Consider the following 24,370-nt stretch of genomic DNA (forward strand, 5'->3'; position numbering starts at 1 on the left):
GTACAGGTGGAATCACCAGTTTAGACCCAATTGAGAGAAGGCCCATGGCTCAGCCACACAGTGCGCGCAGTCGCGCCATCGAACCCTTCCACGTCATGGCCTTGCTAGCCCGTGCCAACGAACTGCAAGCCGCCGGCCACGACGTGATCCACCTGGAGATCGGCGAGCCGGACTTCACCACCGCCGCCCCCATCGTTGCCGCCGGCCAGGCGGCCCTGGCCGCGGGGCATACCCGCTACACTGCCGCCCGTGGCCTGCCGCAGTTGCGCGAGGCGATTGCCGGCTTCTATGGCCAGCGCTACGGCGTAGACCTCGATCCCGAGCGCGTGCTCATCACCCCGGGTGGCTCGGGCGCATTGCTGCTGGCCAGCAGCCTGTTGGTCGACCCTGGCAAGCACTGGCTGCTGGCCGACCCGGGCTACCCGTGCAACCGCCACTTCCTGCGCCTGGTCGAAGGCGGCGCGCAGTTGGTGCCGGTCGGGCCGGAGGTGAACTATCAGCTGACCGCCGACCTGGTCGAGCGCTACTGGGACAAGGACACCGTCGGCGCGCTGGTGGCTTCGCCAGCCAACCCGACCGGCACGGTGCTCGACCGTGACCAGTTGGCCAGCCTGTCCAGGGCGAGCCGCGAGCGCAATGGCCACCTGGTGGTGGACGAGATCTATCACGGCCTCACCTATGGCATGGATGCGCCGAGCGTGCTGGAAGTGGACGATGAGGCCTTCGTCCTGAATAGCTTTTCCAAATATTTCGGCATGACCGGCTGGCGCCTTGGCTGGCTGGTGGCTCCGCCGTCGGCGGTGGCTGACCTGGAAAAACTGGCACAGAACCTCTACATCAGTGCCCCGAGCATGGCCCAGCATGCGGCGTTGGCGTGCTTCGAGCCACAGACACTGGCGATTCTCGAAGAGCGCCGTGCCGAGTTCGCCCGTCGCCGTGACTACCTGTTGCCGGCCCTGCGTGAGCTGGGCTTCGGTATTGCCGTCGAGCCCCAGGGCGCCTTCTATCTGTATGCCGACATCAGTGCCTTCGGTGGCGATGCCTTCGCCTTCTGCCGGCACTTCCTCGAAACCGAACACCTGGCCTTCACGCCGGGCCTGGACTTTGGTCGCCACCAGGCCGGCCACCATGTGCGTTTCGCATACACCCAGAGCTTGCCGCGCCTGGAAGAGGCTGTGCAGCGCATCGCCCGGGGCCTGCGGAGCTGGCAAGGCTGATGGCGCATTTTCCCGAACTGGAAGAGGCGCGCCTGCTGCGCCGCTACAAGCGCTTCCTGGCCGACATCGAGCTGACCAGTGGCGAGCAGATGACCATCCACTGCCCCAACACCGGCTCGATGCTCAACTGCATGAGTGAAGGCGGGCGGGTCTGGTTCAGCCGCTCCAACGACCCGAAGCGCAAGCTGCCCGGCACCTGGGAAATCAGCGAAACGCCCCAGGGCCGGCTGGCTTGTGTCAACACCGGGCGGGCCAACGCACTGGTGGAAGAAGCGCTGCGTGCGGGCACCATCACCGAACTGGCCGGTTTCACCACGCTCAAGCGCGAGGTGGCCTACGGTGAGGAGCGCAGCCGCATCGACTTCTATCTGGAGTATGCCGATGGCAGCAAGGCTTACGTCGAGGTCAAGAGCGTGACCCTCGGTTACCCGGACACCCCGGTGGCGGCCTTCCCCGATGCGGTGACCCAGCGCGGTGCCAAGCACCTGCGCGAGCTGGCGGGGTTGGCGCGCCAGGGTGTTCGCGCGGTGCAGTTGTATTGTGTGAACCTCACCGGCATCGAGGCCGTGCGCCCGGCGGAAGAAATCGACGCCGGCTATGCCCAGGCCCTGCGCGCGGCGGTGGCGGATGGGGTAGAGGTGCTGGCCTACGGCACCCGGCTGGACGCACAGCAGATCGTGGTCGACCGGCCGCTGCCGGTGCTGCTCACTCGCTAAGCCAGATGCCCTGGCTGTCTTCCAGGCAGTCCAGGGCTTCCAGCCACTCGCCCGCGCACGGGCCGGCCACGCATTCGCCGCTCTCGATCAGGAACTGCGCGCCATGATGGGCGCACTGGATCAGGCTGGCGCTGTCGTCGAGGAAGCTGTCTGGCGCCCAGTTGAGGGTTATGCCGCGATGGGGGCAGCGGTTGCGGTAGATGAACACCTGGCCATGGCGACGTACGCCTAGCAGTGGCACGCCGGCTACGCTGAAGGCGCGGCTTTGGCCTTCGCTGAGGCAGGTGGAGGCGCAGAGAAAATGCATGATGGGGTGTGCTTTCAGTTAAGCCGTGTGGCAAGGGATGGCTTGACGCTTCAATGCGAATAATTATCAAATTGCCCGCATTCGCCGCGCCAGGCTGCCTATGGTGCGCAGTTCCACCGCCCGCCACAAGGCGCGCGGCCCGCCTTCAAGCAAAGGAATTCGATGATGCGCCGTCCCGCTGCCCTGATCGCCCTGTGTGCCGGTCTGCTTTTATCTACCCCGACGCTGGCCGGCGATCTGCCGCAGCGCTGGGTCAGTGCCGGTGGCGCGCTGAGCGAATGGATCAGCGCGCTGGGTGGGGAGCAGCGGCTGGTCGGCGTGGACACCACCAGCCAGCACCCCGAGTCGCTCAAGGCATTGCCCAGCATCGGCTACCAGCGCCAGCTTTCGGCCGAAGGCATCCTCAGCCTGCGCCCGGATGTGCTGGTGGGGACCGAGGAAATGGGCCCGCCACCGGTGCTGGCGCAGATCCGCAAGGCCGGCGTGCGGGTCGAGCTGTTCTCCAGCAAGGCCGAGCTGGCGGCGGTGGACGAGAACCTCAAGCACCTGGGGGCACTGCTGGGCAGCGAGCAGCAGGCGGCAACCCTGGCCAGTGACTACCACCGCCAGTTGCAAGGGCTGCAGGACAAGATCAAGCAGGCCCAGGCCAGCCAGAAAGCACCGGGCGTGCTGCTGCTGGTCGGGCACGCCGGGGCCAAGCCACTGATCGCCGGGCTTGGCACTTCCGGCGACTGGCTGCTGCGCCAGGCCGGGGCGCGCAACCTGGCCGACCATCAGGGCTACAAGAACTTCTCGGTGGAGGCCCTGGCCGCGCTGGACCCGGACGTGGTGGTGTTCTCCGATCGGGCTCTGGCAGGCGAGGCCGCCCTGCAGGCGCTGATCAAGGAAAACCCGGCCCTGGCCGGCTCGCGTGCGGTGCGCGACAAGCGCCTGCTGTCGCTTGACCCGACGCTGTTGGTCGGTGGCCTCGGCCCGCGCTTGCCCGCTACCTTGCATGAGCTGGCCGCCAGCTTCTACCCGGCCGCCAAGGCCAGCCTCACCCCATGAGGCAGCGGGTCCAGCCACGCACGCTGTTCACTGGCCTTGCGCTGTTGTGCCTGCTGGCGGTCTGGCTGTCGCTGGCGCTGGGGCCGGTCAGCCTGCCGCTGTTCGATACCCTGCGCGCAGGCTTGCGCCTGATCGGCGTGCCGATCAGCGGTGCGGGGCTCGAGCAAGCCGAAATGATCCTCGGCCAGATCCGCCTGCCGCGCACCTTGCTGGGGCTGGCGGTGGGCGGGGTGTTGGCGCTGTCGGGGGTGGCCATGCAGGGGCTGTTTCGCAACCCGCTGGCTGATCCTGGGTTGGTGGGGGTCGCCAGTGGTGCCGCCCTGGGGGCGGCGGTGGCGATCGTGGGGGGCAGTTGGCTGGGCGGCATAGCCGAGTGGTTCGCGCCCTACCTGCTGTCGTTGTGTGCCTTCATCGGCGGCCTGGGGGTGACGGCGATGGTCTATCGCCTTGGCCGGCGTGACGGCCAGACCAACGTGGCGACCATGCTGCTGGCCGGTATCGCCATGACCGCCTTGGGCGGCTCGGCGGTCGGGTTGTTCACCTATCTGGCAGATGACGCGACCTTGCGCACCCTGACGTTCTGGAACCTTGGCAGCCTCAACGGCGCCAGCTATGAACGCCTCTGGCCGCTGCTGCTGGTGGCGGTAGCCGTGGCGCTGTGGTTGCCGCGGCGGGCACAGGCGCTCAATGCCTTGCTGCTGGGCGAGTCAGAGGCCCGCCATCTCGGTGTTGAAGTGGAGGCGCTGAAACGTGAGCTGGTGTTCTGCACCGCGCTGGGTGTCGGCGCGGCGGTGGCGGCGGCAGGCCTGATCGGTTTCATCGGCCTGGTGGTGCCGCACCTGGTGCGCCTGCTGGCGGGGCCGGACCACCGTGTGTTGTTGCCGGCGTCGCTGCTGGCCGGTGGCACCCTGTTGCTGTTCGCCGACCTGATCGCGCGCCTGGCCCTGGCGCCGGCAGAGCTGCCGATCGGCATCGTCACGGCCTTCATCGGGGCACCGTTCTTCCTGTTCTTGCTGGTCAAGGGGCGCAACTGATGCTCGATGTCGAAGGCCTGTCGCTCAAGCGCGGCAGCAGCGAGGTGCTGCACGATATCCATCTGCAACTTCACCCAGGGCAGATCCTCGGCGTGCTGGGCCCCAACGGAGCCGGCAAGAGCAGCCTGCTTGGCGCCCTGTGCGGTGAGCTGGCGCCCAGTGCCGGGCGAGTGCGTCTGGACGGGCGGGTGCTGGAGGACTGGCCCGGGCAGGAGCGGGCACGGCGGCTGGCGGTGTTGCCGCAGGTGTCCAGCCTGGGCTTCGGCTTCAGTGTCGAAGAGGTGGTCGGCCTGGGCCGGCTGCCCCATGCCAGTGGCCGGCAGCGCGATCGGGAGATCGTCGACGCGGCATTGCAGGCGGCAGATGCCGGGCACCTGGGCGAGCGCAGCTATCTTGCGCTCTCCGGGGGGGAGCGCCAGCGAGTGCACCTGGCCCGGGTGCTGGCCCAGCTGTGGCCGGGTGAGGCCGGCACCACGCTGTTGCTCGACGAGCCGACATCCATGCTCGACCCGCTGCACCAGCACACCACGCTGCAGGCGGTACGCAGTTTTGCCGACCGTGGCGCAGCGGTGCTGGTGATCCTGCATGATCTGAACCTGGCGGCCCGCTACTGTGACCATATCCTGCTGCTGGAGCAGGGGCGCTGCCATGCTCTGGATACGCCGCAGGCGGTACTGACCCCAGTGGCTCTGAAGGCGGTGTTCGGCATCGATGTGCTGGTGCAGGCGCATCCGGAGAGGGGCCATCCGTTGATCATCACTCGATAGGAGCTTCAGCCATGCGTCACCTCTTGTCGGTCTGCCTGGTACTGGCATTGGCGGGGTGCCAGGCCAGCCTGCCGCCACTGCCGGCCTGGCAAAGCAGCGAGGGCCGTGACAGCGCGCAGTTGGGCCAGATCCGCGACCTGGCCAGCGGCCGGTTGATCAACCCGGAGCAACTGGTCGAGCAACTCGCCAGCGCACCTCGGGTGCTGGTCGGCGAGCAGCACGACAACCCTGACCACCATGCGCTACAACTCTGGTTGCTACGCGCCCTGGAGAGCCGCCGCCCGCAAGGCAGCCTGCTGCTGGAAATGCTCCAGCCCGAACAGCAGCCGCTGGTCGATGCCTTGCAGCACGGCAGGCCACTGCCACAAGACCTGCCCAAGGCCCTCGCCTGGCAGGATGGCTGGAACTGGACGTTCTACGGGCCGATCGTGAGGGAAGCCCTGGCGCAACCTTATCCGCTGCTGTCGGCCAATTTGTCCCCCGGCGAGATTCGCCAGGCCTATCGCCAGCCAGTGAACCCGCCTGGCGCGCGCAGCAATGCGGCGAATGTGTTGCAGGCATTGCGCGAGCAGGTCCGTGCCGGGCATTGCAACCTGCTGCCGGACAGCCAGCTACCGGCAATGCTCGCCGTCCAGCAACAGCGCGACCGGCGCATTGCCGAGCGCCTGCTGAGCGCGCCGCAACCTGCGCTGCTGTTCGTCGGCAGCTATCACGCACGCAAGGACCTGGGCGTGCCCCTGCACCTGGCAGACCTGGGGGCCAAAGGCGACAGCAAGGTGTTGCTGCTGGCGCAAGTGGGGGAGGCGGTCGAGCCGGGCATGGCTGATTTCGTCTGGTACACCGCGGCGCTGCCCGAGCAGGATTACTGCGCCCAGCTGCGCAAAGGGCAGTAAATCGCGGGCAAAAAAAGACCCGGCAAAGTGCCGGGTCAATAACCGTGATTAGCCTGATGAGGAGATAATCTGAGAGTCCGAACCAGGGGCTTTCAGGTTACCCAACCAGTCTCGCGACCAGTTGTGATAATCATAACGATTCTCATTACCGAGTCAATGGCTTTCAGCAATTTATTTTTCCATCTTCTGTGCCGGGCTCTTCGCGTCGAGCTGCTGGTTCAGCGCCTCTTTGCGTTCAACCGGCAGATCGTTCCAGTGCATGTCCAGCAAGGCGCCCTCTATGGCGTACAACAACACCTTGGAAGCCCGGAAACCCCGCGTTCTTACGGCTTGATAGGCACCCACCGCGCCCAGGCGACGAAGGTCCGATGCACTGTGGATACCGACGGCGTGCAGCCATTGCGCGGAGGTCTTGCCAAGATTTTTCAGGTGCTGCAATTCATCGTTCATCGAGCCTCCTTGCGATGGCTGAACGGGTCTTGGGGATAAATCGCGAGCAGGTCAGAGAGGAGTGTAGCGGGGCTTGGGAAATGCGCGGCCTTTTGCCATCGGGGCCCGACCGGTAGCCGCCCCGGGGTGCGGGGCGGTGCCTGGCCGAGGGTCAGCGCGCGGTTCGATAGCGCAGGCGGGTACCGAATTTCAGTGACATGAGTATCTCGTCAGCGCTCAATTCGCTGGGGAAGTAGGTTCCGGAGATCTGCGCATGGGCGATGCTCGCGCCTTCCAGGCCGGTTTCCCGCAGGTCCAGGCCGCGCAGGTCGGCGGCGCGAAAGTATGCATCGGTGAAGTCGATGCCACGCACGTCGAGGTTGCGCAGGTCCAGGCCACGAAAATCACCGCCGCGAAAATCGATGGGGGCGTCCGTTGGCTTTTCGCGGTTGAAGGTCGCGATCTTCTCGTCGCGGACCAGGGCGTACAGGACGTTGTCCAGCTGCCGGGGTTGGTTCATGGAGGCGCCTCCTCGTGGGGTGTGATGCCATTGTAATGACATCACTGAAGAGGCGCCGGACTTCAGGCGTGAACTGTCGACTGCTTCACGCCTGGAGGGTCAAAGGCCGGGCAGGTGCTGACGGATCTGGTCGATCAGTTGGTCCATGCTGGCGCTTTCCTGGGTATCGACGCGCTTGCTGTGCTTCTGTTCTTCGCCATCGAGCGGTTCGCGGCTGGCTTGCTGGGCCTTGACGACTTCAAGGGTGGCATCCGAAGGGTCGGCATTATCGGCCTGGCGCTGCGCCAGCCAGCTCTCGATGACGGCCTCGGGGGCTTGGCAGTCGAGAATCAGGAAGGGCGCGCCGGTCTCGCTGGCGACCTGTGCCGCGGCCTTGCGCTGGTCGTGCTTGAGGTAAGTGGCGTCCAGCACTACCGGGAAGCCGGCACGCAGGATGATTTCTGCAAGCGCATGCAGGCGCTGGTAGGTCGCGGCGCTGGACTGCTGGTCATAGATCCCTGCCTGCAACTGGCCGGCTTGGGCCTGCTGCTGCTCACCGAACAGGCGCTTGCGTTCGACATCGGAGCGCACGCGCACCGCGCCCAGCGCTTCGACCAGGCGCATGGCCACATGGCTTTTGCCCACCGCCGAAACACCGTGGGTGATCGCCAGCAGGCGCGACGGGATGGCGCTGTAGCTTTCCGCCAGGTTGGCGTAGTTGCGGTAGGTGCGCAGGGTGGTGGCGCGCTGCACGCCGTCGGCGTCGGCCGGCATGCTGAACAGCGCGACCTTGGCCCGTACCAGGGCGCGGTAAGCCTTGTAGAAATTCAGCAGCTCCAGGCCCTGGTAGTCGCCGGTCAGCTCCAGGTACTGGCTGATGAAGCGCCGCGACAGGCACTTTAGGCCGCGGTCTTCGAGGTCCATGGCGAGGAAGCCGACATCGGCGTAGACATCGGTCAGGCGGAACGGCTCGTTGAACTCGATGCAGTCGAAGATCACCACCTTGCCGTCGATCAGGGTGGCGTTGCCCAGGTGGATGTCACCGTGGCATTCGCGGATGAAACCGTCGGCCTTGCGCGCCTTGAGCAGGCCGTGCAGGCGTTTGAAGTTGTCCTGGGCCCAGGCTTGCAGGTTGTCGAGCTGCTGCAGGTCGGCCTTGTCGCTGAGGAACGGGCGAATCTGCTCGAAGTTCTGCTCCACTGGGGCCATGACGGCCTCAGGCGTACCCAGCGGGTGCTCGACGGCGACTTTCGGTGCCTGCAGGTGGAACTCGGCAATCTGCCGGGCCATCTGGTCGATGTGGCCGGCGTTCAGCTCACCGTTGGCCTGCAGGGTGCTGAGCATCTGGCCCTGGGGGAACTGGCGCATTTTCAGCGCGTACTCGATCGGCGTGCCTGCGCCGCCCAGTTGCGGGGCTTCGGCGCTGCCGGTAATTGGCAGCACTTCCAGGTACAGGCCTTCGGTCAGGCGCTGGTTCAGGCGCAGTTCTTCGTTGCAGAAATGGCCACGCTGATCCAGGCCGGTGAAGTCGAGGAAGCCGAAGTTCATGGGCTTCTTGATCTTGTAGGCGAACTCGCCGGTGAGCAGGACCCAGGAAATGTGCGTTTCGATGAGCTGGAAGCCCTCGACAGGGTGCGGATAAAGTGCAGGGTTCTGCAGCGCGCTGATCAGGGCTTGGCTCACAAGTGATCCTTTCGGGGTCAGGGAATTCGAAGGCGCCATTATGGTCAATGGTGACGTCCCTGCAAACCGCCTGTGGGCGCCTGCCTCCCTTTTTGAAAGTGCGTATACTCCGCCGCCATGACTCGTACCCGAAATTCCCGCCCCCCTAAAAAGCAGCCGACCGGCCGTGCGCGCGCCTGGTTGGGCTGGGCTCTCAAGCTCAGCCTGGTCGGCCTTGTCCTGATCGCCGGTTTTGCGGTCTACCTCGATGCGACTGTGCAGGAGAAGTTTTCCGGCAAGCGCTGGACCATCCCGGCCAAGGTGTACGCCCGGCCGCTGGAGCTGTTCGTCGGCCAGAAGCTGAGCAAGAACGACTTCCTCACCGAGCTCGATGCCCTCGGCTACCGTCGCGAGAGTGCGGCCAATGGCCCGGGCGCGGCGTCGATCAATGGTAACAACGTCGACCTCAATACCCGTGGCTTCCAGTTCTATGAAGGTATGGAGCCGGCGCAGTTCGTGCGTGTACGGTTCTCCGGTGACTACGTTGCGGGGCTCAGCGGTGCCAACGGCGGCAAGCTCGACGTGGTGCGCCTGGAGCCTCTGATGATTGGCGGTATCTACCCGAAGAATCTTGAAGACCGCATCCTGATCAAGATCGACCAGGTGCCGCCGTACCTGCTGGAGACCCTGATCGCCACGGAAGACCGCGATTTCTACAGCCACTTCGGCGTATCGCCCAAGTCCATTGCCCGGGCCATCTGGGTGAACACCTCCTCGGGCGCCATGCGTCAGGGCGGCAGCACCCTGACCCAGCAGCTGGTGAAGAACTTCTTCCTCACCAACGAGCGCAGCCTCAGCCGCAAGCTGACCGAGGCCATGATGGCCGTGCTGCTGGAGATGCACTACGACAAGCGCGAGATCCTCGAGGCGTACCTGAACGAAGTCTTCGTCGGCCAGGACGGCCAGCGCGCGGTGCATGGTTTCGGCCTGGCCAGCCAGTTCTTCTTCAGCCAGCCGCTGCAGGAACTCAAGCTGCACCAGATTGCCTTGCTGGTGGGCATGGTCAAGGGACCGTCCTACTACAACCCGCGTCGTTACCCCGAGCGTGCCCTGCAGCGCCGCAACCTGGTGCTCGACCTGCTGGCCGAGCAGGGCGTGGCCAGCCAGGAAGTGATCGATGCTGCGAAGAAGATGCCGCTGGGCGTGACCAAGCGCGGCAGCCTGGCCGACAGCTCGTTCCCGGCGTTCCTCGACCTGGTCAAGCGCCAGCTGCGCCAGGACTACCGCGACGAAGACTTGACCGAAGAAGGCCTGCGCATCTTCACCAGTTTCGACCCGATCCTGCAGATGAAGGCCGAAACCGCCATGAGCGAGACGTTCAAGCGCTTGGCCGGGCGCAAGGGCGCCGACGAGGTGGAGTCGGCGATGGTCGTCACCAACCCGGAAACCGGCGAGGTGCAGGCGCTGATCGGCAGCCGTCAGTCGGGCTTTGCCGGCTTTAACCGTGCCATCGACGCCGTGCGGCCGATCGGCTCGCTGGTCAAGCCGGCGGTCTACCTCACCGCGCTTGAGCAACCGAGCAAGTACAGCCTGACCACTCGGGTGCAGGACGAGCCGTTCTCGGTCAAAGGTGCCGACGGCCAGGTGTGGCGCCCGCAGAACTACGATCGCCGCCCCCATGGCACCATCTACCTGTACCAGGGCCTGGCCAACTCCTACAACCTGTCGACCGCCAAGCTCGGCCTGGAAGTGGGCGTGCCGAACGTGATCAAGACCATCGGTCGCTTGGGTGTGCAGGTCGACTGGCCGGCGTTCCCGTCGATGCTGCTGGGCGCTGGCGGCATGTCGCCGATGCAGGTTGCGACCATGTACCAGACCATCGCCAACGGTGGCTTCAATACACCGATGCGTGGCATTCGCAGCGTGCTCACCGCCGAAGGCGAGCCGCTCAAGCGCTACCCGTTCCAGATCCAGCAAACCTTCGACCCCGGTGCCATCTATCTGGTGCAGAACGCCATGCAGCGGGTAATGCGTGAAGGTACCGGGCGTTCGGTGTATAGCGTGCTGCCCAGCTCGCTGACGCTGGCGGGCAAGACCGGCACCAGTAACGACTCGCGCGACAGTTGGTTCTCCGGCTTCAGCCAGGACCTGCTGGCAGTGGTCTGGCTGGGCCGCGACGACAACGGCAAGACGCCGTTCACCGGCGCCACCGGCGCGCTGCAGGTGTGGACCAGCTTCATGAAGAAGGCCGACCCGTTGCCGCTGGACATGCCGCTACCCGACAACGTGGTGCAGGCCTGGATCGACCCTTACAGCGGCCAGGGTTCCGACGGTAGCTGTCCGGGAGCCGTGCAGATGCCGTATATTCGCGGCAGCGAACCGCCCGCTGGCGCCACCTGTGGTGGCGAACAGAACCCGGCCGAATCGGTCATGGACTGGGTCAAGGGGTGGATGAATTGAGCACGAGCTTTTGAAGAGGGTGTGAAGTGAAGAAGTGGTGGATTCCTGTCTTGACTGCGGTAACCGTGCTGCAAGGCTGCTCCAGCGTCCAGCGTGGCAACATCCCGGTGGTGGATTCGAGCACCCGGGTCTCCAACAGTGAGCGGGTCCAGGCCAAGCGCACCTCGGCCTACCCGACCAGTGGCGGCAGCAGCCAGGCGCAGTCGTTGCCCGAAGAAGGCGGCGTCACCGTGATGATCCCGCAGGGCACCGGCGGCGCGCCGATCAGCACCGGGCCGATTACTCCCGGCCCGGTCAGCAGCGGCCCGATCACCCCGGGCCCGATCAGCACTGGCCCCATCACCAGCAACCCCAACCCGGTGGCTGATGAGCCGTTCGACATCGCCTCGATGAGCAACCCTCCGGCCGTCACCCAGGCGCCGACCGGCATCCCGCGCGCCAACACCGGCGGCTTGTCCGCCGACGAGCAACTCGATGGCCCGGTGCTGGCGCTGCTGACCACCGCCCAGCAGCAGCAGGGCAGTGGTGACTTCAACGGCGCCGCTTCGAGCCTGGAGCGTGCCCAGCGCATCGCCCCGCGCGAGCCGCAGGTGCTGTTCCGCCTGGCCCAGGTGCGCCTGTCGCAAGGTGACGCGGCGCAATCCGAGCAACTGGCCCGTCGCGCGCTGACCTACGCCAACGGCCGTCCAGACCTTCAGGCCCAGCTGTGGAACACCATCGCCCAGGCCCGCGAGAAGCAAGGCGACAGCGCCGGTGCCGCACTGGCGCGGCAGAAGGCGCGGGTCAACCTGTGATGGAACAGCGCATTCTCGATATCGCCGACCATCTGCTGCTGATCGAGCAAGAGCTCAAGGTCCAGGGCTGGTGGAGCGCTGATACGCCCAGCGACGAGATGCTGGCCAGCACGGTGCCGTTCGCGGTGGACAGCATGAGCTTCGAGCAGTGGCTGCAGTGGATCTTCCTGCCACGCATGAAGCTGATCCTCGAGCACGGGCTGGCGTTGCCGAATGCCTCGGGCATCCTGGTGATGGCCGAGACGGTGTTTGTCGATCGCCCGGAACAAAGCCGCGTGTTACGGCGCCTGTTGGCAGAATTCGATCAATTGATCGCGCCTTCCGCCTGATTTCTTCTCTTTTTCCTTTAAGGGCCGCAGATTGTGGCCCTTTTTTATGGAAATCTTTATTGTTCTGCTGCTGCGCGCCTTTTTAGTGGTGCTGGCGATTCATCTTGCGGAAAAATTGGCAATAATTTTTCTTGACTTGTTGGCGCCAAATCACAAGAATCCAGATTCCGCTGTAGAGGGACTGCCAGAAGCAGACCCGCTAAGCAGATCATGAGGCGCACACCCGCGCCGACTTGTAACACCCCGCAACGCGTTACCTCGCGCTGGGTGGGAAAGCCCGCAACACACCAGGGCATTCCCAATACTTGCTCAGTCAGTGCTGACGTTCGCTCATGCTCTGCTTGGCAGTAAACCTAATAAGACCCGTCCAGTGAGGACGGTATTCTGGCGTTTTAGAGGTGAACAACGTGGAGCTTTTATCTGGCGCTGAGATGGTCGTCCGCTTCTTGCGTGACGAGGGCGTTAAGCACATCTACGGGTACCCTGGCGGTGCTCTCCTTCATGTTTACGATGCTCTGTTCAAGGAACCGGAAGTCCAGCACATCCTGGTCCGTCACGAACAGGCTGCCACCCATATGGCGGACGGTTACGCCCGTGCCACCGGCAAGGCCGGCGTGGTACTGGTGACTTCCGGCCCAGGTGCGACCAATGCCATCACCGGCATTGCCACCGCTTACATGGATTCCATTCCGATGGTCATCCTGTCTGGCCAGGTGCCCAGCACCATGGTCGGCACCGATGCCTTCCAGGAAACCGACATGATCGGTATTTCCCGGCCGATCGTGAAGCACAGCTTCATGGTCAAGCATGCTTCGGAAATCCCGGAAGTTCTGAAAAAAGCTTTCTATCTTGCGCAATCCGGCCGTCCCGGCCCGGTCGTGGTCGACATTCCAAAAGATATGACCAACCCGGCTGAGAAGTTCGAGTACATCTACCCGAAAAAGGTCAAGCTGCGTTCGTATAGCCCGGCTGTACGTGGTCACTCCGGCCAGATCCGCAAGGCAGCCGAAATGCTCCTGGCGGCCAAGCGCCCGGTCGTCTACTCCGGCGGTGGCGTCATCCTCGGTGGTGGCTCCGAAGCCCTCACCGAAATCGCCAAGTCGCTGAACCTGCCGGTCACCAACACCCTCATGGGCCTCGGTGGCTTCCCGGGTACCGACCGCCAGTTCCTCGGCATGCTCGGCATGCACGGCAGCTACACCGCCAACCTGGCGATGCACAATGCCGATGTGATCTTCGCTGTCGGCGTGCGTTTCGACGACCGCGTGGTCAACGGCCCGGCCAAGTTCTGCCCGAACGCCAAGATCATCCATATCGACATCGACCCGGCGTCGATCTCGAAGATGATCAAGGCCGACGTGCCGATCGTCGGCCCGGTCGAAAGCGTGCTCAACGAAATGCTCGGCATTCTCAAGGAAATCGGCGAGCAGCCTGACAAGGCGGCGTTGGATGCCTGGTGGAAGCAGATCGACGAATGGCGTGGCGACGGTGGCCTGTTCCCTTACGACAAGGGCGACGGCAACGTCATCAAGCCGCAGCAGGTCATCGAGACGCTGTGCGAAGTGACCAAGGGCGATGCCTTCGTCACCTCCGACGTGGGCCAGCACCAGATGTTCGCGGCGCAGTACTACCGCTTCAACAAACCCAACCGCTGGATCAACTCCGGTGGCCTGGGCACCATGGGCTTCGGTTTCCCGGCGGCCATGGGCATCAAGCTCAACTTCCCGGATCATGACGTGGCCTGCGTCACTGGCGAAGGCAGCATCCAGATGAACATCCAGGAGCTGTCCACCTGCATGCAGTACGGCCTGCCGGTGAAGATCGTCAACATGAACAACGGTGTGTTGGGCATGGTCCGCCAGTGGCAGGACATGGCTTACAACGGCCGCCACTCGCATTCCTATGTCGAGTCGCTGCCTGACTTCGTCAAGTTGGCCGAGGCCTATGGTCATGTGGGTATCCGCATCACCAGCCTGAAGGACCTCAAGCCGAAGCTGGAAGAAGCGTTTGCCATGAAGGACCGCCTGGTCTTCATCGACATCGCGATCGACCGTACCGAGCACGTCTATCCGATGCAGATCAAGGATGGCTCGATGCGTGACATGTGGCTGAGCAAGACGGAGCGTACCTGATATGCGGCACATCATTTCCCTGCTGCTGGAAAACGAACCCGGTGCCTTGTCTCGCGTGGTCGGCCTGTTCTCCCAGCGCAACTACAACATCGAAAGCCTGACCGTGGCACCGACCGAAGACCCGACCCTGTCGCGTCTGACGTTGACCACCGTCGGCCATGATGAAGTGATCGAACAGATCACCAAGAACCTGAACAAGCTGGTCGAAGTGGTCAAGCTGGTCGACCTGTCGGAAAGCGCTCACATCGAGCGCGAACTGATGCTGGTCAAGGTCAAGGCCACCGGTGCCCAGCGCGCCGAGATCAAGCGCACCACGGATATCTTCCGCGGCCAGATCGTCGACGTGACTGCCAGCGTGTACACCGTGCAGCTGAGCGGTACCAGCGACAAACTGGACAGCTTCATCCAGGCCATCGGCACCGCATCGATTCTCGAAACCGTGCGCAGTGGCGTCACCGGCATTGCCCGTGGCGACAAAGTGCTCAGCATCTAACTTCAAAAATTAGCTATGGCTCCGCAGGGGCCGAGATATAACCAGGGGTATTTCATGAAAGTTTTCTACGATAAAGACTGCGACCTTTCCATCATCCAGGGCAAGAAAGTCGCCATCATCGGTTACGGCTCCCAGGGCCACGCTCAGGCGTGCAACCTGAAGGACTCCGGTGTAGACGTTACCGTCGGTCTGCGTAAAGGCTCGGCCACCGTTGCCAAGGCAGAAGCCCACGGCCTGAAAGTAGCCGACGTGGCCACCGCCGTCGCTGCCGCCGACCTGGTCATGATCCTCACCCCGGACGAGTTCCAGGGCCAGCTGTACAAGAACGAGATCGAGCCGAACATCAAGAAAGGCGCCACCCTGGCCTTCTCCCACGGCTTCTCGATCCACTACAACCAGGTCGTTCCGCGTGCCGACCTCGACGTGATCATGATCGCACCGAAGGCCCCGGGCCACACCGTGCGCTCCGAGTTCGTCAAAGGCGGCGGCATCCCTGACCTGATCGCTATCTACCAGGACGCTTCGGGCAATGCCAAGAACGTCGCCCTGTCCTACGCCGCAGGCGTCGGTGGCGGCCGTACCGGCATTATCGAAACCACCTTCAAGGACGAGACCGAAACCGACCTGTTCGGTGAGCAGGCGGTTCTGTGCGGCGGTACCGTCGAGCTGGTCAAAGCTGGTTTCGAAACCCTGGTCGAAGCTGGCTACGCGCCAGAAATGGCCTACTTCGAGTGCCTGCACGAACTGAAGCTGATCGTTGACCTCATGTACGAAGGCGGTATCGCCAACATGAACTACTCGATCTCCAACAACGCCGAGTACGGTGAGTACGTCACCGGCCCTGAAGTCATCAACGAAGAATCCCGCAAGGCCATGCGCAACGCTCTGAAGCGCATCCAGGACGGCGAATACGCGAAGATGTTCATCAGCGAAGGTGCCACCAACTACCCATCGATGACCGCCAAGCGCCGTAACAACGCCGCCCATGGTATCGAAATCATCGGCGAGCAACTGCGTTCGATGATGCCGTGGATCTCGGCCAACAAGATCGTCGACAAGAGCAAGAACTAAGTCTTGCTTGGCTAAATGAAAAACGCGGCTTCGGCCGCGTTTTTTCGTTTGCGCGGCCGGCTTCTGGTATAAAGCGACCAGTGGCTCGCCGTCAGAACCCGTTTCGCGAGCCCGTGTCGAACATATTCCACCCCCGTTGCAAGGTACTTTTCATGAGCGAACGTCCCGAAGAGCCGAACAAGCCCTCCGACGCCGAAAGCCTGCTACCGATCGATGAGCATGTCGAAGAAGGGCATGACGCCGAAGGCCGCAAGGTCCGTCACCGCGGCATCTACCTGCTGCCCAACCTGTTCACCACTGCCAACCTGTTTGCCGGCTTCTATTCCATCATCAGTTCGATGAGCGCGCAGAGCGCCCTGAGCGCTGGTGATCCGCGCGAAGCGAGCAAGTATTTCGCCTTCGCCGCCATCGCGATCTTCGTCGCCATGGTTCTCGACGGCCTCGATGGCCGTGTTGCGCGCATGACCAACACCCAGAGCGCCTTCGGTGCCGAGTACGACTCGCTGTCGGACATGGTCGCCTTTGGTGTGGCGCCGGCCTTGCTGGCCTTCGGCTGGGCACTGGGCGATATGGGCAAGGTCGGCTGGATGGTCGCCTTCATCTATGTGGCCGGTGCCGCACTGCGCCTGGCGCGTTTCAACACCCAGGTCGGTACGGCCGACAAACGCTACTTCATCGGCCTGGCCAGCCCAGCCGCGGCTGGCGTTGTGGCTGGCACTGTGTGGGCGTTCAGCGATTTCGGTATCCAGGGTTCCAAGTTGTCGTTCCTGGTGGCATTGCTGGTAGCTGCTGCCGGCATGCTGATGGTCAGCAACATCAAGTACAACAGCTTCAAGGAGCTGGATCTCAAGGGGCGTGTGCCTTTTGTTGCGATCCTGGCCGTGGTGCTGGTGTTCGCCGTAGTGTTCAGCGACCCGCCCCGCATCCTGCTGCTGATCTTCCTCGCTTATGCGGTTTCCGGCCCGCTGCAGTACCTGCTGCGCGGTCGTCGTAAAACCTCATGAAGATTTAATCGTGGAATAACCTGCCGGCTCCATAGTCTTACGGGTACATCAGTTGCCCGTACTGTGGAGCCGTCATGCTCATCAAACTCCCCCGATCATCCGACTGCACGTCGGCACAGATCACCCCTGAACACCTCTACCTTTCCCGTCGCAGCATGCTGGGTGGCACCTTGGCAGGCATGGCCCTGGGCGCTTTGCCGCGTTTGGGTGTGGCCGCAGAGCCATCGCGCTATGCCGATGCCGCAGGCGGAGCGGCGCCTGCGTGGTTCACCGAAAAGCTGGGTGCCACGCGCTGGCAGGCAGTCACCGTGAAGGATGAGGCCATCACGCCGTTCAAGGACGCCACTCACTACAACAACTTCTATGAGTTCGGGCCCGACAAGGGCGACCCTGCAGCCAATGCGGGCAGCCTGAAGACCGAGCCTTGGAGCCTGGTGGTCGATGGGGAAGTGGCAAAGCCCGGGCGCTATGCGCTGGAGGACTTCGTCAAACCCTATCAGCTCGAGGAGCGCATTTATCGGCTGCGCTGCGTAGAGGCCTGGTCGATGGTCATTCCGTGGTTGGGCTTTCCGCTGGCGCAAGTGCTCAAGCAGGTCGAGCCTACTTCCAAGGCGCGTTATGTTCGTTTCGAAACGCTGCAAGACCCAAAGAGCATGCCCGGGCAACGCTCCGGTTTTGCCCTGATCGACTGGCCTTATGTAGAAGGGCTGCGCCTGGACGAAGCGATGAACCCGTTGGCGATCCTGGCTGTGGGCATGTATGGCCGGGAGTTGGCAAACCAGAACGGCGCGCCACTGCGTCTGGTGGTGCCATGGAAGTATGGCTTCAAGAGCATCAAGTCGATCGTGCGCATCAGCCTGGTGGCGGAGCAGCCGCATACCACCTGGCAAGGGCTGGCGCCGGATGAATATGGTTTCTATGCCAACGTCAACCCGACGGTCGATCATCCGCGCTGGACCCAGGCTCGCGAGCGGCGCTTGCCCAGTGGGCTGTTCAGCCCCAATGTGCGGGAGACGCAGATGTTCAACGGTTATGCCGATGAGGTAGCGTCGTTGTACACCGGGCTCGATCTGCGGAAGAACTATTGATGCGTTATCCCTGGTTGCGATTGGCGATCTTTGTGCTCGGCTGCCTGTTTCCGGCCTGGTGGCTGTATCAGGCGGCGACGGGGCAGCTCGACCCAGATCCGGGCAAGATCCTGGTGGATCGGCTTGGGCTGGGGGCGTTGGTCTTTCTATTGATTACTCTGAGCATGACGCCGCTGCAGAAATTGACAGGGTGGTCGGGCTGGATCGTGGTGCGCCGGCAGCTGGGCTTGTGGTGCTTTGCTTATATAGTGCTGCACATGACTTCTTATATGGTGTTCATCCTGGGCCTGGATTGGGGGCAGCTGGGGGTTGAGCTGCGCAAGCGGCCGTACATCATTGTCGGCGCGTTGGGTTTCCTTGGATTGCTGGCGTTGGCGGTTACCTCCAATCGCTACAGTCAGAGGCGGCTAGGGGCGCGTTGGAAGAGGCTGCACAAGCTGGTGTATGTGATTCTGGGGTTGGGGTTGCTGCATTTCTTGTGGATCGTGCGTTCGGATTTGAAGGAGTGGGCCATCTATGCAGGGGTAGGGGTATTGCTGATGGCGCTGCGAATTCCGGCGGTGGCGAAGCGAGTGCCCAGGTTTGCGGGAGGGCGTAAGAGGGCGGCCTGAGCGTGGGTTGCGTGTCTTGCCGTCTTTATCCGGTCGTTCTCCTATATTTCTGTTTCATGAAATTAAAGGTTGACGGGGTTTCAGATCCCCTTATAATGCGCCCCACTTCCAGCGACAACGGAACGCAAAACTCCTTGAAATTCAATGAGTTAAGCGATTCGAAGGCTCCGGAAGTGTTTCGGTCTCACGATCGGCAGCGGTGAAAAAAGGTGGTTGACAGCAGATTGTAACGCTGTATGATTCGCCTCCCGCTACGAGAGATCGCAGCGAGTTAAGCGGTTGAAGCTAAACGAGTTTCTCGGAAAGAACTTCAAAATAAACGCTTGACAGTCAATGAGGAAAGCGTAGAATGCGCGCCTCGGTTGAGACGAAAAGCTCTTAGCCAAACGCTCTTTAACAAATTGAATCAAGCAATTCGTGTGGGTGCTTGTGAGTACGGACTGATAGTCAAAAAGATTATCAGCATCACAAGTGGCCATGCGAGAAATCACATAGTCATTTGAGATTGCTGAGCCAAGTTTAGGGTTTCTTAAAAACCCAAGCAGTATTGAACTGAAGAGTTTGATCATGGCTCAGATTGAACGCTGGCGGCAGGCCTAACACATGCAAGTCGAGCGGATGAGAAGAGCTTGCTCTTCGATTCAGCGGCGGACGGGTGAGTAATGCCTAGGAATCTGCCTGGTAGTGGGGGACAACGTTTCGAAAGGAACGCTAATACCGCATACGTCCTACGGGAGAAAGCAGGGGACCTTCGGGCCTTGCGCTATCAGATGAGCCTAGGTCGGATTAGCTAGTTGGTGAGGTAATGGCTCACCAAGGCGACGATCCGTAACTGGTCTGAGAGGATGATCAGTCACACTGGAACTGAGACACGGTCCAGACTCCTACGGGAGGCAGCAGTGGGGAATATTGGACAATGGGCGAAAGCCTGATCCAGCCATGCCGCGTGTGTGAAGAAGGTCTTCGGATTGTAAAGCACTTTAAGTTGGGAGGAAGGGCAGTAAGTTAATACCTTGCTGTTTTGACGTTACCGACAGAATAAGCACCGGCTAACTCTGTGCCAGCAGCCGCGGTAATACAGAGGGTGCAAGCGTTAATCGGAATTACTGGGCGTAAAGCGCGCGTAGGTGGTTCGTTAAGTTGGATGTGAAAGCCCCGGGCTCAACCTGGGAACTGCATCCAAAACTGGCGAGCTAGAGTATGGTAGAGGGTGGTGGAATTTCCTGTGTAGCGGTGAAATGCGTAGATATAGGAAGGAACACCAGTGGCGAAGGCGACCACCTGGACTGATACTGACACTGAGGTGCGAAAGCGTGGGGAGCAAACAGGATTAGATACCCTGGTAGTCCACGCCGTAAACGATGTCAACTAGCCGTTGGAATCCTTGAGATTTTAGTGGCGCAGCTAACGCATTAAGTTGACCGCCTGGGGAGTACGGCCGCAAGGTTAAAACTCAAATGAATTGACGGGGGCCCGCACAAGCGGTGGAGCATGTGGTTTAATTCGAAGCAACGCGAAGAACCTTACCAGGCCTTGACATGCAGAGAACTTTCCAGAGATGGATTGGTGCCTTCGGGAACTCTGACACAGGTGCTGCATGGCTGTCGTCAGCTCGTGTCGTGAGATGTTGGGTTAAGTCCCGTAACGAGCGCAACCCTTGTCCTTAGTTACCAGCACGTTATGGTGGGCACTCTAAGGAGACTGCCGGTGACAAACCGGAGGAAGGTGGGGATGACGTCAAGTCATCATGGCCCTTACGGCCTGGGCTACACACGTGCTACAATGGTCGGTACAGAGGGTTGCCAAGCCGCGAGGTGGAGCTAATCTCACAAAACCGATCGTAGTCCGGATCGCAGTCTGCAACTCGACTGCGTGAAGTCGGAATCGCTAGTAATCGCAAATCAGAATGTTGCGGTGAATACGTTCCCGGGCCTTGTACACACCGCCCGTCACACCATGGGAGTGGGTTGCACCAGAAGTAGCTAGTCTAACCTTCGGGAGGACGGTTACCACGGTGTGATTCATGACTGGGGTGAAGTCGTAACAAGGTAGCCGTAGGGGAACCTGCGGCTGGATCACCTCCTTAATCGACGACATCAGCCTGCTGATGAGCTCCCACACGAATTGCTTGATTCATTGTGTAAAGACGATGCTGTAACGCAACCCTGTTATAGGTCTGTAGCTCAGTTGGTTAGAGCGCACCCCTGATAAGGGTGAGGTCGGCAGTTCAAATCTGCCCAGACCTACCAATTACTTGGTGCGGCTGGTCAAATGGGGCCATAGCTCAGCTGGGAGAGCGCCTGCCTTGCACGCAGGAGGTCAGCGGTTCGATCCCGCTTGGCTCCACCACTCTTTCAGGTTTCGCAGCACTGCTCAGAACTTAGAAATGAACATTCGGCAATGAATGTTGATTTCTGACTTTTGTCAGATCGTTCTTTAAAAATTCGGATATGTGATAGATAGACTGACATGCACTTTCACTGGTGTGTGATCAGGCTAAGGTAAAATTTGTGAGTTCTGCTCTTAACTGAGCGAAATGCGAATTTTCGGCGAATGTCGTCTTCACAGTATAACCAGATTGCTTGGGGTTATATGGTCAAGTGAAGAAGCGCATACGGTGGATGCCTTGGCAGTCAGAGGCGATGAAAGACGTGGTAGCCTGCGATAAGCTTTGGGGAGTCGGCAAACAGACTGTGATCCAGAGATCTCTGAATGGGGGAACCCAGCCAGCATAAGCTGGTTATCTTGTACTGAATACATAGGTGCAAGAGGCGAACCAGGGGAACTGAAACATCTAAGTACCCTGAGGAAAAGAAATCAACCGAGATTCCCTTAGTAGTGGCGAGCGAACGGGGACCAGCCCTTAAGTTGGTTTGAGATTAGTGGAACGCTCTGGAAAGTGCGGCCATAGTGGGTGATAGCCCCGTACACGAAAATCTCTTATCAATGAAATCGAGTAGGACGGAGCACGAGAAACTTTGTCTGAATATGGGGGGACCATCCTCCAAGGCTAAATACTACTGACTGACCGATAGTGAACCAGTACCGTGAGGGAAAGGCGAAAAGAACCCCGGAGAGGGGAGTGAAATAGAACCTGAAACCGTATGCGTACAAGCAGTGGGAGCCTACTTTGTTAGGTGACTGCGTACCTTTTGTATAATGGGTCAGCGACTTATATTCAGTGGCGAGCTTAACCGAATAGGGGAGGCGTAGCGAAAGCGAGTCTTAATAGGGCGCTTTAGTCGCTGGGTATAGACCCGAAACCGGGCGATCTATCCATGGGCAGGTTGAAGGTTAGGTAACACTGACTGGAGGACCGAACCGACTACCGTTGAAAAGTTAGCGGATGACCTGTGGATCGGAGTGAAAGGCTAATCAAGCTCGGAGATAGCTGGTTCTCCTCGAAAGCTATTTAGGTAGCGCCTCATGTATCACTGTAGGGGGTAGAGCACTGTTTCGGCTAGGGGGTCATCCCGACTTACCAAACCGATGCAAACTCCGAATACCTACAAGTGCCGAGCATGGGAGACACACGGCGGGTGCTAACGTCCGTCGTGAAAAGGGAAACAACCCAGACCGTCAGCTAAGGTCCCAAAGTCATGGTTAAGTGGGAAACGATGTGGGAAGGCTTAGACAGCTAGGAGGTTGGCTTAGAAGCAGCCACCCTTTAAAGAAAGCGTAATAGCTCACTAGTCGAGTCGGCCTGCGCGGAAGATGTAACGGGGCTCAAACCATGCACCGAAGCTACGGGTATCACCTTTTGGTGATGCGGTAGAGGAGCGTTCTGTAAGCCTGTGAAGGTGAGTTGAGAAGCTTGCTGGAGGTATCAGAAGTGCGAATGCTGACATGAGTAACGACAATGGGAGTGAAAAACTCCCACGCCGAAAGACCAAGGTTTCCTGCGCAACGTTAATCGACGCAGGGTTAGTCGGTCCCTAAGGCGAGGCTGAAAAGCGTAGTCGATGGAAAACAGGTTAATATTCCTGTACTTCCAGTTATTGCGATGGAGGGACGGAGAAGGCTAGGCCAGCTTGGCGTTGGTTGTCCAAGTTTAAGGTGGTAGGCTGAGATCTTAGGCAAATCCGGGATCTCAAGGCCGAGAGCTGATGACGAGTGCTCTTTAGAGCGCGAAGTGGTTGATGCCATGCTTCCAAGAAAAGCTCCTAAGCTTCAGATAACTGGGAACCGTACCCCAAACCGACACAGGTGGTTAGGTAGAGAATACCAAGGCGCTTGAGAGAACTCGGGTGAAGGAACTAGGCAAAATGGCACCGTAACTTCGGGAGAAGGTGCGCCGGCGAGGGTGAAGGACTTGCTCCGTAAGCCCATGCCGGTCGAAGATACCAGGCCGCTGCGACTGTTTATTAAAAACACAGCACTCTGCAAACACGAAAGTGGACGTATAGGGTGTGACGCCTGCCCGGTGCCGGAAGGTTAATTGATGGGGTTAGCGCAAGCGAAGCTCTTGATCGAAGCCCCGGTAAACGGCGGCCGTAACTATAACGGTCCTAAGGTAGCGAAATTCCTTGTCGGGTAAGTTCCGACCTGCACGAATGGCGTAACGATGGCGGCGCTGTCTCCACCCGAGACTCAGTGAAATTGAAATCGCTGTGAAGATGCAGTGTATCCGCGGCTAGACGGAAAGACCCCGTGAACCTTTACTATAGCTTTGCACTGGACTTTGAGCTTGCTTGTGTAGGATAGGTGGGAGGCTTTGAAGTGGGGACGCCAGTTCTCATGGAGCCATCCTTGAAATACCACCCTGGCAACCTTGAGGTTCTAACTCAGGTCCGTTATCCGGATCGAGGACAGTGTATGGTGGGTAGTTTGACTGGGGCGGTCTCCTCCCAAAGAGTAACGGAGGAGTACGAAGGTGCGCTCAGACCGGTCGGAAATCGGTCGTAGAGTATAAAGGCAAAAGCGCGCTTGACTGCGAGACAAACACGTCGAGCAGGTACGAAAGTAGGTCTTAGTGATCCGGTGGTTCTGTATGGAAGGGCCATCGCTCAACGGATAAAAGGTACTCCGGGGATAACAGGCTGATACCGCCCAAGAGTTCATATCGACGGCGGTGTTTGGCACCTCGATGTCGGCTCATCACATCCTGGGGCTGAAGCCGGTCCCAAGGGTATGGCTGTTCGCCATTTAAAGTGGTACGCGAGCTGGGTTTAGAACGTCGTGAGACAGTTCGGTCCCTATCTGCCGTGGACGTTTGAGATTTGAGAGGGGCTGCTCCTAGTACGAGAGGACCGGAGTGGACGAACCTCTGGTGTTCCGGTTGTCACGCCAGTGGCATTGCCGGGTAGCTATGTTCGGAAGAGATAACCGCTGAAAGCATCTAAGCGGGAAACTTGCCTCAAGATGAGATCTCACTGGGATCTTGAATCCCCTAAAGGGCCGTCGAAGACTACGACGTTGATAGGTTGGGTGTGTAAGCGCTGTGAGGCGTTGAGCTAACCAATACTAATTGCCCGTGAGGCTTGACCATATAACACCCAAGCAATTTGCGCGTAAGCCGAATTGTGGTGGTGAAGACGAAAGACCCGAAGATTCGCAACATCACAAATCACATATCTGAATTAGCCAAGAGTGTTCCTAAGACATTCTGGGCAACCGAATTTCTTGACGACCATAGAGCATTGGAACCACCTGATCCCATCCCGAACTCAGTAGTGAAACGATGCATCGCCGATGGTAGTGTGGGGTTTCCCCATGTGAGAGTAGGTCATCGTCAAGATTCATTCCGCAAAACCCCTATCTGCGCATGCAGGTAGGGGTTTTGTCTTTTCCGCCAGGACGAAATCAGCGCTCCTGGAC

20 protein-coding genes, 2 tRNA genes and 3 rRNA genes are annotated in these 24,370 nt (G+C 60.6%); 21 read left to right on the forward strand and 4 right to left on the reverse strand.

From position 1 onward, the window contains the following. The first annotated feature begins 44 nt into the window (after positions 1-44). Positions 45-1,217, forward strand: a complete 1,173-nt coding sequence (locus LOY51_RS03945; RefSeq protein ID WP_125462559.1) for a pyridoxal phosphate-dependent aminotransferase — start codon at positions 45-47, stop codon at positions 1,215-1,217. Next, positions 1,217-1,933, forward strand: coding sequence for a DNA/RNA nuclease SfsA (gene sfsA / locus LOY51_RS03950; RefSeq protein WP_125857418.1), 717 nt, complete (start codon positions 1,217-1,219; stop codon positions 1,931-1,933). The genes LOY51_RS03945 and sfsA overlap by 1 nt, the downstream gene beginning before the upstream one ends. On the opposite strand, the gene LOY51_RS03955 is transcribed toward sfsA, so the two are convergent. Beyond that, on the reverse strand, positions 1,923-2,240 hold the full coding sequence (locus tag LOY51_RS03955) for a Rieske (2Fe-2S) protein (RefSeq protein ID WP_258644619.1): 318 nt from the start codon (positions 2,238-2,240) through the stop codon (positions 1,923-1,925). The genes sfsA and LOY51_RS03955 overlap by 11 nt on opposite strands. A 162-nt stretch (positions 2,241-2,402) precedes the next feature. Between LOY51_RS03955 and LOY51_RS03960 the strand changes: the two genes are divergently transcribed. From LOY51_RS03960 to LOY51_RS03975, 4 genes are read left to right on the forward strand one after another with little or no spacing between them, the layout of a single operon-like run. Further along, positions 2,403-3,287 (forward strand): heme/hemin ABC transporter substrate-binding protein, encoded by an 885-nt coding sequence (locus tag LOY51_RS03960; protein ID WP_258644631.1) that lies wholly within the window; start codon positions 2,403-2,405, stop codon positions 3,285-3,287. Between the two features lie 50 nt (positions 3,288-3,337). Then, a complete protein-coding gene (locus LOY51_RS03965) occupies positions 3,338-4,321 on the forward strand; it encodes a FecCD family ABC transporter permease (protein WP_190306074.1) in 984 nt (327 codons plus the stop codon). Next, positions 4,321-5,088, forward strand: coding sequence for a heme ABC transporter ATP-binding protein (locus LOY51_RS03970; protein WP_125857423.1), 768 nt, complete (start codon positions 4,321-4,323; stop codon positions 5,086-5,088). The genes LOY51_RS03965 and LOY51_RS03970 overlap by 1 nt, the downstream gene beginning before the upstream one ends. A gap of 11 nt (positions 5,089-5,099) precedes the next feature. Next, entirely contained in the window at positions 5,100-5,981 is an 882-nt protein-coding gene (locus LOY51_RS03975) for a ChaN family lipoprotein (protein ID WP_258644636.1), read from the forward strand. 171 nt (positions 5,982-6,152) lie between these two features. Here the strand turns inward: LOY51_RS03975 and LOY51_RS03980 are convergent, their stop codons facing one another. From LOY51_RS03980 to LOY51_RS03990, 3 genes are all read right to left on the reverse strand, one after another. Beyond that, positions 6,153-6,431: a TfoX/Sxy family protein gene (locus LOY51_RS03980; protein ID WP_110995975.1), complete on the reverse strand. Its 279-nt coding sequence runs from the start codon at positions 6,429-6,431 to the stop codon at positions 6,153-6,155. A gap of 151 nt (positions 6,432-6,582) precedes the next feature. Further along, positions 6,583-6,930: a pentapeptide repeat-containing protein gene (locus tag LOY51_RS03985; protein ID WP_110995974.1), complete on the reverse strand. Its 348-nt coding sequence runs from the start codon at positions 6,928-6,930 to the stop codon at positions 6,583-6,585. A 99-nt stretch (positions 6,931-7,029) separates the two neighbouring features. Further along, entirely contained in the window at positions 7,030-8,592 is a 1,563-nt protein-coding gene (locus LOY51_RS03990) for a bifunctional aminoglycoside phosphotransferase/ATP-binding protein (protein ID WP_258644644.1), read from the reverse strand. A gap of 117 nt (positions 8,593-8,709) precedes the next feature. Between LOY51_RS03990 and mrcB the strand changes: the two genes are divergently transcribed. From mrcB to rrf, 15 genes are all read left to right on the forward strand, one after another. Next, positions 8,710-11,031 (forward strand): penicillin-binding protein 1B, encoded by a 2,322-nt coding sequence (mrcB, locus tag LOY51_RS03995; RefSeq protein ID WP_125462567.1) that lies wholly within the window; start codon positions 8,710-8,712, stop codon positions 11,029-11,031. A 26-nt stretch (positions 11,032-11,057) separates the two neighbouring features. After that, positions 11,058-11,825 (forward strand): tetratricopeptide repeat protein, encoded by a 768-nt coding sequence (locus tag LOY51_RS04000; protein ID WP_125462568.1) that lies wholly within the window; start codon positions 11,058-11,060, stop codon positions 11,823-11,825. Continuing rightward, positions 11,822-12,154 (forward strand): YqcC family protein, encoded by a 333-nt coding sequence (locus tag LOY51_RS04005; protein WP_125462569.1) that lies wholly within the window; start codon positions 11,822-11,824, stop codon positions 12,152-12,154. Before LOY51_RS04000 ends, LOY51_RS04005 begins: the two co-directional genes overlap by 4 nt. A 46-nt stretch (positions 12,155-12,200) precedes the next feature. Next, on the forward strand, positions 12,201-12,368 hold the full coding sequence (locus LOY51_RS04010) for a hypothetical protein (RefSeq protein WP_189654516.1): 168 nt from the start codon (positions 12,201-12,203) through the stop codon (positions 12,366-12,368). 193 nt (positions 12,369-12,561) lie between these two features. Continuing rightward, on the forward strand, positions 12,562-14,286 hold the full coding sequence (locus LOY51_RS04015; RefSeq protein WP_125462570.1) for an acetolactate synthase 3 large subunit: 1,725 nt from the start codon (positions 12,562-12,564) through the stop codon (positions 14,284-14,286). Position 14,287: 1 nt separating this feature from the next. Then, on the forward strand, positions 14,288-14,779 hold the full coding sequence (gene ilvN / locus LOY51_RS04020; RefSeq protein ID WP_003250040.1) for an acetolactate synthase small subunit: 492 nt from the start codon (positions 14,288-14,290) through the stop codon (positions 14,777-14,779). Between the two features lie 54 nt (positions 14,780-14,833). Then, the gene (gene ilvC / locus LOY51_RS04025) at positions 14,834-15,850 is read left to right on the forward strand and encodes a ketol-acid reductoisomerase (protein WP_125462571.1); all 1,017 of its coding nucleotides are present in this window, start codon (positions 14,834-14,836) and stop codon (positions 15,848-15,850) included. A gap of 152 nt (positions 15,851-16,002) precedes the next feature. Next, entirely contained in the window at positions 16,003-16,854 is an 852-nt protein-coding gene (gene pssA / locus LOY51_RS04030) for a CDP-diacylglycerol--serine O-phosphatidyltransferase (protein WP_110995968.1), read from the forward strand. Positions 16,855-16,928: 74 nt separating this feature from the next. After that, entirely contained in the window at positions 16,929-17,942 is a 1,014-nt protein-coding gene (gene msrP, locus LOY51_RS04035; protein WP_125857428.1) for a protein-methionine-sulfoxide reductase catalytic subunit MsrP, read from the forward strand. After that, a complete protein-coding gene (gene msrQ / locus LOY51_RS04040) occupies positions 17,942-18,553 on the forward strand; it encodes a protein-methionine-sulfoxide reductase heme-binding subunit MsrQ (protein WP_258644669.1) in 612 nt (203 codons plus the stop codon). Before msrP ends, msrQ begins: the two co-directional genes overlap by 1 nt. Positions 18,554-19,102: 549 nt before the next feature. Further along, positions 19,103-20,639, forward strand: a 16S ribosomal RNA gene (locus LOY51_RS04045). Between the two features lie 86 nt (positions 20,640-20,725). After that, a tRNA-Ile gene (locus LOY51_RS04050) sits at positions 20,726-20,802 on the forward strand. A 24-nt stretch (positions 20,803-20,826) separates the two neighbouring features. Further along, positions 20,827-20,902, forward strand: a tRNA-Ala gene (locus tag LOY51_RS04055). Between the two features lie 245 nt (positions 20,903-21,147). Beyond that, positions 21,148-24,041 (forward strand): 23S ribosomal RNA (locus tag LOY51_RS04060). A 133-nt stretch (positions 24,042-24,174) separates the two neighbouring features. Then, positions 24,175-24,290, forward strand: a 5S ribosomal RNA gene (gene rrf, locus LOY51_RS04065). Together the 16S, 23S and 5S rRNA genes with 2 tRNA genes alongside form the textbook arrangement of a ribosomal RNA operon. The last annotated feature ends 80 nt before the right edge of the window (positions 24,291-24,370 follow it).

Origin of the sequence: Pseudomonas sichuanensis (assembly GCF_024749065.1) — a bacterium.
GTDB classification, from domain to species: Bacteria; Pseudomonadota; Gammaproteobacteria; order Pseudomonadales; family Pseudomonadaceae; genus Aquipseudomonas; species Aquipseudomonas sichuanensis.

Bases quoted from the DNA above. Each gene is read 5' to 3' on its own strand.
- LOY51_RS03945 (WP_125462559.1), top strand. From the start codon at position 45: ATGGCTCAGCCACACAGTGCGCGCAGTCGCGCCATCGAACCCTTCCAC.
- msrP (WP_125857428.1), top strand. From the start codon at position 16,929: ATGCTCATCAAACTCCCCCGATCATCCGACTGCACGTCGGCACAGATC.
- LOY51_RS03970 (WP_125857423.1), top strand. From the start codon at position 4,321: ATGCTCGATGTCGAAGGCCTGTCGCTCAAGCGCGGCAGCAGCGAGGTG.
- LOY51_RS03960 (WP_258644631.1), top strand. From the start codon at position 2,403: ATGATGCGCCGTCCCGCTGCCCTGATCGCCCTGTGTGCCGGTCTGCTT.
- LOY51_RS04010 (WP_189654516.1), top strand. From the start codon at position 12,201: ATGGAAATCTTTATTGTTCTGCTGCTGCGCGCCTTTTTAGTGGTGCTG.
- ilvC (WP_125462571.1), top strand. From the start codon at position 14,834: ATGAAAGTTTTCTACGATAAAGACTGCGACCTTTCCATCATCCAGGGC.
- LOY51_RS03975 (WP_258644636.1), top strand. From the start codon at position 5,100: ATGCGTCACCTCTTGTCGGTCTGCCTGGTACTGGCATTGGCGGGGTGC.
- sfsA (WP_125857418.1), top strand. From the start codon at position 1,217: ATGGCGCATTTTCCCGAACTGGAAGAGGCGCGCCTGCTGCGCCGCTAC.
- LOY51_RS03955 (WP_258644619.1), bottom strand. From the start codon at position 2,240: ATGCATTTTCTCTGCGCCTCCACCTGCCTCAGCGAAGGCCAAAGCCGC.
- ilvN (WP_003250040.1), top strand. From the start codon at position 14,288: ATGCGGCACATCATTTCCCTGCTGCTGGAAAACGAACCCGGTGCCTTG.
- LOY51_RS03985 (WP_110995974.1), bottom strand. From the start codon at position 6,930: ATGAACCAACCCCGGCAGCTGGACAACGTCCTGTACGCCCTGGTCCGC.
- LOY51_RS03980 (WP_110995975.1), bottom strand. From the start codon at position 6,431: ATGAACGATGAATTGCAGCACCTGAAAAATCTTGGCAAGACCTCCGCG.
- pssA (WP_110995968.1), top strand. From the start codon at position 16,003: ATGAGCGAACGTCCCGAAGAGCCGAACAAGCCCTCCGACGCCGAAAGC.
- msrQ (WP_258644669.1), top strand. From the start codon at position 17,942: ATGCGTTATCCCTGGTTGCGATTGGCGATCTTTGTGCTCGGCTGCCTG.
- mrcB (WP_125462567.1), top strand. From the start codon at position 8,710: ATGACTCGTACCCGAAATTCCCGCCCCCCTAAAAAGCAGCCGACCGGC.